This is a genomic window from Veillonella sp. ZSJB6 (genome assembly GCF_051549505.1).
In the GTDB taxonomy this organism is placed as follows: domain Bacteria; phylum Bacillota; class Negativicutes; order Veillonellales; family Veillonellaceae; genus Veillonella.
This window is the reverse complement of the sequence record NZ_JBPUGE010000001.1, coordinates 243,465-258,071: the sequence shown is the minus strand read 5'-3', so window position 1 is coordinate 258,071 and position 14,607 is coordinate 243,465. Positions and strand designations below refer to the sequence as shown.

Here is a 14,607-nt window from a genome sequence, read left to right as displayed (position 1 = left end):
AATACTATTGTTTTAGTATACCATTATCTAAAAACTTTCACAATTATATATATAGTATTGGTTTTAAGCCATATATGATATAATATTTATAACTGCGTAATAGAATTTACGTTATATTTACTAACAAAAGAAAAAAGAGGTGACTCTATGAGTAATAACTCAAATGCGAGAAGCAGCCGCCGTTCTAATGGTAGCGGCGCTACACCGAAGAAGACAAGTCCGAAGCGTCTATTTTGGATTTGTGCCCTTCTCCTTATACTCATCGTAGCCGGAGGTGGCTGTGGTTTCATCAGTGCTACACTGTCTAACCTACCAGATGTATCCAATGTACGTCCTTCTGCATCGTCTCAAATTTACGATGTCCATGGTAATCTCATCACAACGGTTCATTCCACAGAGAATAGATTACCAGTACCTTTAAAAGATGTACCAAAGGATTTACAAAATGCCTTTGTTGCTACTGAGGACTCTCGCTTCTATTCCCATCACGGTATCGACCCTGTTGGTATCTTGCGTGCTGTATGGGTTAACATTGTTCATAGTGGCGTATCTGAAGGTGGTTCTACAATCACTCAACAGTTAGCGCGTAATGCATTCTTATCTCAAGACAGAACATTTAAACGTAAAATTTCTGAAGCATTGCTAGCACTTAAAATTGAACAACATTACACTAAGGATGAAATCCTTGAAATGTACATGAACCAAATTTACTTTGGCCAAGGTGCATACGGTGTACAATCTGCAGCTCATGTATACTTTGGTAAGGATGCTAGCCAATTAACGCTAGCTCAAGCAGCACTCATTGCAGGCTTACCACAAAGTCCTAACTACTACTCTCCATTCAATGATTTGGAAGCTAGTAAAAAACGTCAAGCTGTTGTATTAGGCCAAATGGTTAAATACGGTTACATTACACAAGAGCAAGCTGATCAAGCACGTCAAGCAGATTTAGGCTTAGTGGCAAAGCAAGAACAAACGCATGAAAAATCTAATGCATCTTACTTCATTAACTATGTTATTGCACAAGTTTCTGAAAAATATGGCGACGATGCAATCTATAAAGATGGTTTAAAAATTTATACAACTCTCGATATGGATGCTCAAAATGCTGCAGTTGCAGCAATGCAAAACCTACCAACTATGTATACTGACCAAAATGGTCTACACCAACCACAAGGTGCTATTGTAGCAATGAATCCACATAACGGTTATATTGTTGCCATGGTCGGTGGTCGTGGAGATGATGCCTTTAACCGTGCATCACAAGCGGAACGTCAACCAGGCTCTGCTATGAAACCATTTGTTTACTTAGCTGCTATTCAATCTGGTAAAACTCCAGGTTCCATTGTTGATGACAGTCCTGTTGATTTTAATGGATGGCGTCCTCAAAACTATGAACGAAACTATGAAGGCAATATTACTTACCGTTATGCATTACAACATTCTCGTAACGTACCAGCTGTAAAAATTGCTGATGAAGTGGGCATGTCTAAGATTATCGACTTAGCTAAAAAGATGGGTATTACTACCTTAACTGATGAAGATAACAACTTATCAACAGCACTTGGTGGTTTAACTCATGGTGTTTCACCATTAGAAATGGCAGAAGCCTATGGTGTACTGGCTAATGGTGGCGTCAAGGTTCAACCTACAGCAATCATAAAAATTGTGGATCGCAACGGACAAGTGGTGGAAGAAAATTCCATCCAAGAAAAACGCGTCGTTGAAGAAAAAGATGCGGCTATCATCACAGATATGTTAGAATCTGTTATCAATGGTGGTACTGGTGGCAATGCTGCTATCGGTAGACCTGCAGCTGGTAAAACAGGTACAACAGATGATGAAAAAGATGCTTGGTTCGTTGGATATACACCTGATTTAGTTGCTGCGGTTTGGATAGGCGATGACTACGGATCTGAAACATTAGGTATTACCGGTGGTTCAACGCCGGCAGTAATGTGGAGACAATTTATGTCGGCCGCATTAGCTAATACCCCTGCTTCTGACTTTAATGTACCTGCTAGTGCTCAAGCGGCTGTCTCTGAAGGTTATTATAACCCTGCAAAAGCACAGCCTAAAAAAGATGATAAAAAAGACGAGAAAGCAGATAAAAAAGACGATAAAGACAAATCAAAAGATGAAGCTGTAAAAGATGACAGTGGCTCAAAAGATGATGCGACTGAACAAAAATCTAATTCATCTAAAAGCAAAAAGTCTAGTAAAAAAGATCGTTAATCTAATACTCTAAAGGAGCGGAACATCTGTTCCGCTCCTTTTTTATGTAAAAAAGGTAGTAAGTTCAAAGAACTTACTACCTTTTCTATTTATATATATGTTTATGGCTATACCCCATAACCAATTCGATATACGATAATAATTTACTGTATTATATATAACTATATCACTATTGAGTAGCTTTATTTCAGAACTACATTGGTAGCTCCTGCTCCACCTTCGTCATAGCCTGCTGTTTCAAAGTGTGCTACATGCGGTAAGGTACGTAAATATTGATGCACACCTTCTCGTAATGCGCCAGTCCCCTTACCATGAATAATGCGCACTTGATTAACACCACCAAGTAAAGCTTGGTCAATAAATCTACCAACAGAAACTGTCGCTTCATCTACCGTTTGTCCAAGAATATTGATTTCAGTACGAACCTCTTTTTGACGTTGTACGGCAGAGCCACCCATACGTTTTCTAGTCTTAGGCATAGCTGCTTTTTGTTCCCGTGCAAGCTTATTTCCTTCTTCACGTGTAGTAGATTGTAATTCGCTAACCTTTACAGTAGCTGTTAGTCCATTAATATCTACATTCACACGATTGCCATTGATAGCTAATACGGTACCCAATGAGCGCAAAGATGTAACATATACAGCTTGGCCTACCTTAATAGCATCTGCAGTCAAAGATTTACGATCATCATCTACTGGGGATTCTGGTATATGTACATTAAAGATACCTTTACGTGCTGCATTAATTGCAGATTGAAGCTTATCCTTATTTGTTTCAGAGAATTGCGATTTTAATTGCTTGATTATCGCTTCCCCTTCGACGCGTAAGCTACGTTTCATAGACTCTGCATCAGCTTGAGCTTTGGCTAAGATTTGTTTACGCTTTTCGTTAAACTGTTTCTTTTCCTTCTCTAATTGACCACGCATGCGACGTGTTTCATCAAGCTCTTTCTTTAAGGCTCTTTCCCGTTCAGATGCCTTACGAAGTTGCTCATTCAAATCTGAAAGAACTTCTTCCATTTCATGGCTACCAAATTGAGATTTATACTCTGCAGCGCGCGTTACGATATCTTTTGGTAAACCTAAGCGGGCCGCAATACTCAATGCATGGCTACTACCTGCTACGCCAATATGAAGTCGATACGTTGGCTTTAAGGTACGCTCATCAAATTCTACATGGCCGTTTTCGATTCCTTCTGTATGGTATGCATAGTTTTTAAGCTCATTATAATGAGTACTTACCATCATAAGCGCTCCCTTTTTACGGAAGAATTCAAGGATAGATACCGCTAAAGCACTCCCTTCCTCTGGATCAGTACCAGATCCAAGCTCATCGAGTAATACCAAATCATTTGGACCACAATGTTTAATGATAGAAATAACTTGTGTCATATGAGCGGAGAACGTACTTAAGCTAGCTTCAATACTTTGCTCGTCCCCAATATCGGCAAAGATATTATGGAATATAGGCAACATAGAGCCGTGATCAGCAGGAATAAATAAACCACATTGGTTCATTAAACTCAATAATCCCAATGTTTTAAGTGATACTGTTTTACCACCAGTATTAGAACCAGTGATTAATAAAATACGATATGATGTGCCCAATTGAATGTTTGTAGGCACTACTACATTTGGTGGAATTAATGGATGACGAGCTCTCATGAGATTAACTGTTCTATCAGTACTCAAGATTGCTGGTACACCCTTATAGGAAATAGCAAGGCTCGCCTTACCATATACAAATTCGATGTGTGATACCTTTTCACAAGCATCCATCAAATCATTGCTATGTTGTTTTACAAGGGCTGATAATTCGCGGTAAATACGCAATACCTCTTGCTCTTCACCAATTAATGCCTCTTGTAATTCATTATTTAGATTCACCAAGCGCATCGGTTCAATATATAAGGTTTGACCCGTTGCAGAACGGTCGTGAATAAGACCATCAAAATATTGGCGATATTCCTGTTTTACAGGGATTACATAGCGATTATTACGCTGCGTAATAATTGCTTCTTGGAAATACTTTTGATTATCCTTGTCGTGCAAAATAGCTTGAATATCGTTTTTAATCTTTTCACGAGTTTTAATAATCGTATTTCTAAGGCTCGCCAACTTAGGAGATGCTGTATCAAGCAATTCCCCTTTTTCATCAAAGACGCGTTTAAAACGGTTTTCAATACGATCTGTATTCGGCATATCCTGTACCCATAGGGATAGCAATGGATACTCCATATATTTTGTTCTAAAGAACTTTGTCATACGCTTATAAGCACCAATGGTCAAATATATATCCCACAATGCTTCACGAGTAAGAACAAAATCTTTACGACTCTTTTTACAGGATTCACGAATATCTCGCGTACCGCCTAACGGTTGTTCTACCTCAGTTTGCAAAGAACGCATGGCTTCTGCTGTTTCATCAAGGTTCTCTTGAATAGCTTTAGCATCCGTCATGGGTTCAATATGCATAGCTAACTCTTTAGCAATGGTAGAACTACAGTGCTGTTTTAATTGTTCTTTTATATGGTGAAAGTCTAATACATCTTCGTTAAACAATGTACTACCTCTTTTATAAAATACCTCTAAAATAGTGGCCCCTTGTAATAGGTGTATCATCTTTACCTACACTTTTAGGCGGAGCCTCTTTTGTTCCATTTTGAATGGATACATAATCTGCTACGATTGTACGCAAACGATGTGGATCCATATGTCTACCATCGATACGCAATATATGTAGCCCTTTTCGATGTAACTCTGGTACGTAGGCACGCATGTCCATTTCATGACTATTCATGATATGCATGCGGCAATATGGATCAGTGCGTAGTGGAAACACTTCCCCTTTACGGTCCTTTAATGCGTAATCTTCTGTTACGCACGGCATAGGACAGTTTTCTTTTTTACCTGTCCCTACAAAGCTAGCGATGGCACAGTATTCAGAAATCATCATTTCCGTATAACCATGTACCATTATTTCTAATGGCAATTTAGTAGATTTTTGCAAGTTAACAAGTTGTGCCAAGGTTAACTCTAAAGATGGTGCTACGCTACTCATATGTAAATCTTCCCATACTTGTAATGCAGAGCCATTAAATATGTTAAGACCTGTATCAGCTTCAATAGCACCTGTATACCCTAAGTCACGAAGCCACAATAAGGCTTGAGGGACGTGAATAGAAATGCTATCTGGTTTCGCCTCAACTATGGCCTTAAGGGTATTCATATACGCCTTTACTTCATCATCTTTCACAACCCGAGGGGTAGCAAATACACAAAGTACATTATGGTCTTTGCAAAGCTTAGCTACCTGTTCGTAGATGCTAAGTTCATAAGGCTTACGTTGTAAACGGTCACCACCGAAGATAATCTTCTTAGCGCCCCCGTCAATAGCAGCTTTTACAGAATCTAATTCATCAACGCGAGCACTCACCATAGGTTCTGTGTACTGAATCGTATCCTTAGCTACTAAGGATGCCATATCTTGGGGTTCTACGGCAAGTTCTGCCCAAGCTTTTTCATGATCTGTAATTAACAGAGTTTCTAAGGCCTCCACTGCATCGCGACGCAATGCATTCAAAACACTAGCAGGCCACATATAGGGCCCTTCGGGAATAGACATAGAAGCTAGAGTAAATAATGTATTACCTAATCTACCTACTTGGTCTGTAACCTTCTCTAATGTAGTCGGTTTATTATTAGCATAAACCGGTTCAAACTCATTAGATACTGTGACCGTACGACCGTCGTTTAATACAAAGGTAAGATCTGTACAAAGCTGTTCTCGGTCTGTATTAATAGATAGATACCCATGTACCTCTAACTTAGCACTAAAATCTTGTAAACCTCGTTGCTTTTGAGACTTTGGCGTAGATGCCAAGAACACTTGTCCTGCTGCAAAGCCTTCATCAGGTTTACCTACAAAATGCTTTTCATTTACTAAGGACCAATTCTGATCGATTTGATAGTACGTAATACTACCAGAGTTTTGCATGACCTTTAAGAGGGATCCTTTTTCAATCGGTTCTGTTAGGTACAAATGAACTTGTCCCTTTTTGACCTCTGCTTTGCCGATCAATTTCCCTTGATTATTAGGGGCTACCACAGTCATCATGGATTTCCCAACATGGTCAGTTAAATAATCTGTAGAGAACCCACGATTAAAGCCTGAAGCCAATGCATCGGCATCAGAAGAGTCCATATGAGCCGTATCTAAAATATGACGATAGGTTCCAATAACTTGACGCACATAGGAAACCTTTTTCATACGTCCTTCTACTTTAAAGGACGTAACTCCAGCCGCCACAAGTTCATTCATATGTTCACTATAGTTAAGATCCTTTGGACTCAATAGATAGGCTTCGTGTTTTGGCAATAAGCTAGTGCCTGATGAATCCAATAGCTCATAAGGCAAGCGGCAAGGTTGTGCACAAGCACCACGGTTGCCACTGCGACCACCGATGAAAGAACTCATTAAGCATTGACCAGAATAACATACGCACAAGGCGCCGTGTACGAAGACTTCGATTTCAGCTGTACAATTTTTACAAATATGTTCAATTTCTGCAAGGCTTAATTCACGGGCTAATACAACACGGGTAAAGCCGAGGCTTTCATAAAAACGCACAGCATCTAGCGTAGCAGCCGTCATTTGCGTACTGCCATGCAAGTGCAATTTAGGAGCCACACGTTGCGCCAGTTTAGCAACCGCTAAATCTTGAACGATAATAGCATCCACACCGATGCGCTCTAAGTCCTTTAAATACGCCTCGAGATCCTTTAATTCGGAATCGCCTATGAGAATATTTACCGTTACATATACGGACACATCTAGAATATGGGCCAATCGAATGGCCTCTGCTAATTCTTCAATGCCAAAGTTTGCTGCATGAGCACGGGCATTAAAGCCTTTACCACCAAGATAAATGGCATCAGCTCCAGATTCTAAAGCGGCTATAAAGTTTTCCATCGTACCGGCAGGAGCCAATAATTCCATGGACAATCCTTTCTACCTAACTAAAGGTATAACTATAGTACTAAAAGGGTTTACCATACGGTAAACCCTTTCAATATACTGCTTAAAATTAACGTAATTTGCAGTTAATTTCTGCTAATGCATCGATAATAGCTTGAATATTACCATCAATATCCTCATCATTCAAAGTACCTTCCATAGAGTGGAATTGTAAGTTGTATGCAAGGCTGCGGTAACCAGCTTCAATATGTTCACCTTCATAAACGTCGAAGATAGATGCACTTTCTAAATATTCTCCACCATGCTCTTTGATGATAGATAAAATTTCGCCACTAGATACGGACACTGGTGCAACGATAGCAAGGTCACGGCTAGTGCCTGGGAATTTACTGAAGGATGTATAACGGAATGCTGGAATCGTTAAGGATAATACGGCTTCCAAATCGATTTCAAACATATATACTTTGCCTGGTAAATCAAAGTTTTTGCTCACTTGTGGGTGTAATTCACCATATTGAGCAATCATTTTACCATCAACAACGTATTGAGCACTTACACCTGGATGGAAATATGGCTCAGTGCCACGATTGATTTCATAACTTGTAACGCCTAGTTCAGCTAACAACGCATCTACAATGCCTTTTACATCATAGAAATCTGTAGTGCGTTCTGCTTGATTCCAACCAGCTTGGTTTGCCTTGCCCATCAAGATACCACAAGCCATAGGGCGTTCATGAGGTACCTCTGTCAAAGGCAATGCTTTTGGTTCATATACATTCGCTGTTTCAAACAACCAAAGATCCTTATTTTGTTGCGCAATATTGCGTTTCGCAGCTTCGATAACAGCTGGCACCAATGTAGTACGCATATAAGGGAATTCTTCGGAAATAGGGTTCAAGATTGGAATGGCAGTATAACGGCTATCCCCTTCAGGAAGCATCATGTTAGTAAGACCATCTTTATGCATGAAGCTAAATGTAATGATTTGAGTCATACCCAATTTAGCCAATGCATGAGTTACCTCTTTAGTAAGAGCTTTCTTAGGTGTCATGCCACCAGAGGATAATACGGCAACCGGAATTGTAGGCTTAATATTATCATAGTTGTAAATACGAGCCACTTCTTCAGCGATATCAGGCATCACTGTTACGTCGCCACGCCATGTTGGAACGAGAGCAGACAATTTATCGCCATCTTCAGTTACAACGAACTCAAGGGCAGTCAAAATACGAACCATTTCGTCTTTTTCAATGTTTGTGCCCAAGTAATCGTTAATTTGTTCTGCTGTAAAAGTAACAGTATGTTGTTCTACAGGATTTTTATATACATCGATAACGCCTACATCAACTTTACAAGTAGGGCAGATTTGTTGTAATAATTGAGCTGCTCTGTCGATAGCATAAGCAGTGTATTTATGATTTACACCACGTTCGAAACGACCAGATGCTTCGGAACGCATGCCAAGAGCTTTAGCTGTACGACGAATGGATGGACCATTGAATACGGCAGCTTCGAACAAAACGGTAGTCGTTTCATTTGTCACTTCACTATCAAAGCCACCCATGATACCAGCTACACCTACTGGACGTTCTGCATCGGCAATGATGAGCATGGAGTCATTCAATTCGCGTTCAGAACCATCAAGTGTAACAAGAACTTCACCATTTTTAGCGCGTCTTGCCACCAATTGATGACCTTTTACATGGTCATAATCATAGGCATGCATAGGTTGACCAAGTTCTAACATAACATAGTTTGTAACGTCTACTACGTTATTGATAGGACGAATGCCACTGTTACGCAAACGGTTTTGTATCCACAATGGGGATGGCTCAACCTTAATATCAGTTACTACGCGAGCAGTAAAACGAGTACAAAGATCATCCGCTTCAATGGATACAGATGCTTTTCCTTCAATAGACTCGCCATTTTCGTTAACCATGATAACAGGGAATAAAGCTTTTTGGTTTGTCATAATACCGAATTCACGGGATAAACCAACCATGGAGAAGCAATCTGCTCGGTTAGCAGTCAATTCAAATTCATACACTGTATCATTTAAGCCTAAAACGTCTTTTACATCAAGACCAATTGGTGTATTTTCAGGGAAAATATAAATGCCTTGAGCTTCTTCAGGCAATACTAAATCACTAGAAATGCCAAATTCTGCAACGGAGCAGAACATGCCTTCAGAAACTACACCGCGCAATTTACCTTTTTTAATCTCTGTGCCATCAGCTAAGCGAGATTTATGATACGCCACAGGCACGATTTGGCCTACTGCAACATTGGTAGCAGCTGTTACGATTTGTTTTGTAACAGGTTCACCTTCTTCTGTAAGGCATTCAACTTGGCATACTTGTAATTTATCTGCATCTGGATGTTTTGTAATCTCCACGATTTTACCAGTATAAATTTTCTTAATGCCATTATCCATAGCAATGACATCTTCTACAGGAATACCAGCTTGTGTTAATTCATCGGCCAATTCTTGAGCAGGACGATTCATATCCACAGGCACGTATTCGTTCATCCACTGTAAACTTGCTTTCATGAGTTCCTCCTAAAATTGTTCCAAGAATCGTACATCATCTTCAAAGAATAGACGTAAATCGTTAATGCCGTATAAAAGCATAGCAATACGTTCTACGCCCATGCCAAAGGCAAAGCCTTTAACCTTTTCAGGATCGTACCCATTAATGCGCAATACATCAGGATGAACCATACCGCAACCCAAAATTTCAAGCCAACCTGTATGAGAGCATACACGGCAACCTTCACCACCACACATTACACATGAAATATCTACTTCTGCAGATGGCTCTGTGAATGGGAAGAAGCTTGTGCGGAAACGTACCTTTGTGTCATCACCATACATGTGACGTAAGAAGGACTCTAATGTACCTTTCAAATCAGCAAATGTAATATGTTCGTCGATGATGAGACCTTCCACTTGATGGAATACTGGGGAGTGAGTCGCATCATAGTCCCAACGGTAAACCTTACCAGGCGCAATCATGCGGATTGGACTATTAGGTTCATGTCGTTGCATTGTACGAGCTTGTACTGGAGATGTATGGGTACGCAATAAGAAGTTTTCTGTAATATAGAAGGAATCTTGCATATCACGTGCAGGATGATCTTTAGGTAAGTTCAAACATTCAAAGTTAAAGTAATCCTGTTCAATTTCTGGACCTTCTTCAACGGTATAACCCATTTTCATGAAGAAATCTTCAATCATTTCATTAACCTTTGTCAATGGATGAATATGACCAGATTTTACTGCACGACCTGGCAATGTAATATCGATGCGTTCTTGTTCTAAACGAGCATTCAACTCTTCTGTTTCCATACGAGTTTTTACTGCCTCAAGTTCAGCCTCTAATGCTTCGCGAACCGCATTAACAAGAGCACCAGCCTTAGGGCGTTCTTCAGGAGATAATTTACCAAGACCTTTTAGTAATGCTGTTACCTCACCTTTTTTACCTAGATATTTTACACGTATATCTTGCAACGCTTGTTGATCAGCAGCGCCTTTGATGGCCTCAAGGGCTTCTGCCTTAAGACGTTGTAATTCTTGTTCCATTAAAGCATCCTCCTATATTTAAAAGTCTAAACTATATTATACCAAATCAGGGTTGTCTTCTTCAATAAAACGCCATGGTAATTCAGGTAATGGCTTCTCTTCTAGTACAAAAAATGTACCACGTGCTAAATGAACTAGTTCACCTAATTCATTATAAATACGAGCTGTGGCAACCATGGTTGTTTTACCACTATGCTCTACATTAGCTACACCACGCAATACCGTACCGCCTTTAACAGCTTTCACATAGTTACCATTAAGATCAATAGTGCTCACAGATTTGCCCAATGTAAAACAAGCTGTTCCCATCACACTATCTGCTAAACCAATACAAACAGCGCCATGCAAGTCCCCTCTAAAATTACAGTACTCTGTCTCATTAGTTTGCAAGGTCATTTCCGCATGACCAGGTTCAACAGCAGTAATTTCAGAATCTTTTACCCAAGAAAATGGATTTTGATCTCGTAATTCGTTGAAATATTCTAACAATGTTGTAGCCATATGGTTCTCCATTCAATATACTGACACATAGATTAACTAAACTTAATCCCCTTCTATTTCCAAATACTTGCATGAAATGATTTAGAGCGTTCTTGCAAAAAAACTCAATACAAACATAAAAATGGTGCGTTACATCATACATATTGTATCATGCAACGCACCATATGCGAATAACTCTATCTAATTATGTAGTATGTTCTTAAAAAAACGCATCTACAACTAAGGATTATTCATAATGTAATGCATCAATTGGATTAAGTTTAGCCGCTTTACGGGCTGGATAAATACCAAAGATCAAACCTATTGCCATAGAGAAGGCAAAGGACATTCCAATCGTTGGTATAGATATAACTGTACTCATGCCCGAAGCCATGCCAATCAGCTTAGATGAGCCTATGCCGAGTATAATCCCTATTATGCCCCCCATCAAACTGATAACAACAGCTTCGATAAGGAACTGTGTAACGATAACACTATAAGTAGCACCCAGCGCTTTACGTATCCCAATCTCTCTTGTCCGTTCAGTTACGGATACGAGCATAATATTCATAATGCCAATACCACCGACCACAAGAGAAATAGCTGCTACAGCACCTAAGAATAATGTTAACGTACCTGTTGTTTCCTCCATAGTTTCCATGATAGAGTTCATGTTTTGGATATTGAAATCATCAAGGTTTGTATCTTTAATACCATGTCGTACACGCAATAGGTTTTCAATATCGGATTGTAAACGATCGATACCGTTTTCATCCTTACCTACCACGTAGATCATCCGGAGATAATCAACACCTTCTACCCGTTCCATAGCTGTAGTATATGGAATAATTACCATATCATCTTGGTCATTACCCATAGCACCACTGCCCTTACTATTAAGAACACCAATGATACGGAATGGAATATTTTTGACACGAATTTCAGCACCTACTGGATCTTCATCACCAAATAGATTCTTAACAACTGTTTTACCTACGACTGCAACGCGTTCACGATTCTGTACATTCTTTTCAGACAAGAATCGACCAGATTTCATAGACCAATTGTTTACATCTAAATAGTTATAGCTAACACCAGATACTGAAGTAGTCCAGTTCTTATTTTGATAAATAACTACATACGAGCCATTTGTCATAGGACTAGCCGCTTTAACACCATCTAACTTTGAAATAGCTTCATAGTCAGAAACCTTTAAAGACTTCATAGATCCTGCAGAAGGTCGAACCCCCGGTGTACGAGGTGCACCAGGCATAACCATCAATAGGTTAGAACCTAAACTAGAAATAGAATTTTGGATATCTTGCTTTACACCATTACCAATAGATACTAAGGCAATTACGGCAGCTACACCGATAATGATGCCTAACATGGTCAAAATGGATCGCATTTTATTAGCAATGAGGGATGCCCATGCCATCAAGAAACTCTCTTTATACATGTGGCACCTCCTGTACAGGCGTCATATTTAGATTTTGGGAATCCTCTACAATTAAACCATCACGCAATACTACATTGCGACTTGCATAGGTTGCAATTTCTGGTTCATGAGTAACAAGGATTATTGTTCGCCCTTCATCGTAAAGGCCTCTAAAAATATTCATAACATCAATAGTCGACTTGGAGTCAAGATTACCTGTCGGTTCATCGGCCATTATGATAGCAGGGTTATTAGCCAGTGCACGAGCAATGGCAACACGTTGACGCTGACCGCCAGACAACTCAGATGGCAAGTGATCCATACGGTCACCAAGACCAACAGAAGATAATAGTACAGCAGCTCGTTCATTACGTGATTTTTTATCCATCCCTGCATAAATCATAGGGAGCGCTACATTTTCTAAGGCTGTTAATTTTGTTAATAAGTTGAAACTTTGGAATACAAAGCCTATTTGTTTATTTCGCACAAAGGCCAATTCATCATCGGATAAGGTAGCTACCTCATCGCCATTAAGGCGGTATGAACCTGTCGTTGGTCTGTCTAAACAGCCAAGAATGTTCATAAAGGTAGACTTACCAGAACCGGAAGGACCCATAATAGATACGAATTCGCCTTTATTGACCTGTAAATCAATACCATGTAAAACAGGCACCGATAATTTACCATTTACATAGGTCTTTGTAATCCCTTGTATATCGATTACTGCTTGATTCATATTCACCTACTATTAGAATGGTCCACGGTTATTATTCTTAGGTGCCGTTACATCACCGCTTACGATGATTTCATCACCTTCAGATAAACCTTTTAAAATTTGTACATTAGTATCCCCAGTTACACCTGTAGAAACAGCTGTACGTACTGGTTGACCATCTTTAATAACATATACGTATTCACCTTGCTTATCTGTACGCACTGCCGTAAGAGGTACTACTAATGTATTTTTAATATCTTCACCAAAGATGGTTGCACGAGCCGTCATAGATGGTAAGAAGTTGTTGGAAATATTTTCAGGAATTTGAACCTTTACAGTATAGTAAACAACACTGTTGCTTGTAGCGCCCATGTTACCTTTTGTACCCTTTGCGATTTCAGATACGTAACCTGTGAAAGTTTCACCTGGTTTAGAGTCTACAGTAAATTCTACTTTAGCACCTTGTTTGATACTACCAATATCTGTTTCATCTACAGTTAAGTAAATTTCTAAGTCACTTAAATCTGCAATCGTAGCGATAATCATTTGTGTAGAAATACCAGTACTGATAGTTTGACCAGCTTTCAATGGTGTGCCTATAACAGTGCCAGACATTGGTGCTGTAATTGTAGCATCGCTTAAATCTGCTGCTGCCCGGTCATACGTAGATTTTGCACGTTCATAAGATGTTACAGAATCATCATAAGTTTGTTGAGCGATAGCATTTTGGTCTGCTAATGCTTTATAACGATTCATATCAAGTTCTGCCTTAGCTAATGCAGCTCGTGCATCATCTGCAGAGGCTTGCAATTGACGTGTATCAATATAAGCAATAACTTGACCAGCTGTAACTTGATCATTCTCTTTTACTAAGACTTTTTCAAGCTTACCAGCCACATTCGTAGAAACGTCTACATAATTGACAGGGTTAATAGTACCAGTTGCACTAATACTAGTTTTTACATCACCCTTTTCTACCTTACCAGTAGTATATAAGTTTTGTGTTTGCTTAGAACCTTCGCTATGCATGTAGTAGTATGTACCACCACCAAGAACACAAAGAACAACAGCACCTGCAATAATGCGTTTACGATGCTTTTGCAAAAATTCTTTCATTATAATCTCCTTATATTAAAACGAAGATATTGGCACAACATGTATCGTTCCTAACAATAC

At 39.4% G+C, this 14,607-nt stretch carries 9 protein-coding genes; 1 reads left to right on the top strand and 8 read right to left on the bottom strand.

Annotated elements, in window-relative coordinates; genetic code table 11:
• Positions 1-147 precede the first annotated feature (147 nt).
• A complete protein-coding gene (locus ACSV5T_RS01175; protein WP_438320042.1) occupies positions 148-2,235 on the top strand; it encodes a transglycosylase domain-containing protein in 2,088 nt (695 codons plus the stop codon).
• Between the two features lie 182 nt (positions 2,236-2,417).
• Here the strand turns inward: ACSV5T_RS01175 and ACSV5T_RS01170 are convergent, their stop codons facing one another.
• The 8 genes from ACSV5T_RS01170 to ACSV5T_RS01135 form a co-directional block, all read right to left on the bottom strand.
• The gene (locus tag ACSV5T_RS01170; RefSeq protein WP_438320041.1) at positions 2,418-4,796 is read right to left on the bottom strand and encodes an endonuclease MutS2; all 2,379 of its coding nucleotides are present in this window, start codon (positions 4,794-4,796) and stop codon (positions 2,418-2,420) included.
• A 13-nt stretch (positions 4,797-4,809) separates the two neighbouring features.
• Positions 4,810-7,233, bottom strand: coding sequence for a DUF3656 domain-containing U32 family peptidase (locus ACSV5T_RS01165; RefSeq protein WP_438320040.1), 2,424 nt, complete (start codon positions 7,231-7,233; stop codon positions 4,810-4,812).
• A gap of 88 nt (positions 7,234-7,321) precedes the next feature.
• The gene (gene pheT, locus ACSV5T_RS01160) at positions 7,322-9,766 is read right to left on the bottom strand and encodes a phenylalanine--tRNA ligase subunit beta (RefSeq protein WP_438320039.1); all 2,445 of its coding nucleotides are present in this window, start codon (positions 9,764-9,766) and stop codon (positions 7,322-7,324) included.
• Positions 9,767-9,775: 9 nt separating this feature from the next.
• Entirely contained in the window at positions 9,776-10,798 is a 1,023-nt protein-coding gene (pheS, locus tag ACSV5T_RS01155; RefSeq protein WP_438320038.1) for a phenylalanine--tRNA ligase subunit alpha, read from the bottom strand.
• A gap of 36 nt (positions 10,799-10,834) precedes the next feature.
• On the bottom strand, positions 10,835-11,299 hold the full coding sequence (locus ACSV5T_RS01150; protein WP_295203159.1) for a PaaI family thioesterase: 465 nt from the start codon (positions 11,297-11,299) through the stop codon (positions 10,835-10,837).
• Between the two features lie 226 nt (positions 11,300-11,525).
• A complete protein-coding gene (locus tag ACSV5T_RS01145; RefSeq protein ID WP_295823976.1) occupies positions 11,526-12,737 on the bottom strand; it encodes an ABC transporter permease in 1,212 nt (403 codons plus the stop codon).
• Positions 12,730-13,452 (bottom strand): ABC transporter ATP-binding protein, encoded by a 723-nt coding sequence (locus ACSV5T_RS01140; RefSeq protein WP_303880328.1) that lies wholly within the window; start codon positions 13,450-13,452, stop codon positions 12,730-12,732. Before ACSV5T_RS01140 ends, ACSV5T_RS01145 begins: the two co-directional genes overlap by 8 nt.
• A gap of 12 nt (positions 13,453-13,464) precedes the next feature.
• On the bottom strand, positions 13,465-14,547 hold the full coding sequence (locus ACSV5T_RS01135; RefSeq protein WP_005386310.1) for an efflux RND transporter periplasmic adaptor subunit: 1,083 nt from the start codon (positions 14,545-14,547) through the stop codon (positions 13,465-13,467).
• Between the last annotated feature and the right edge of the window lie 60 nt (positions 14,548-14,607).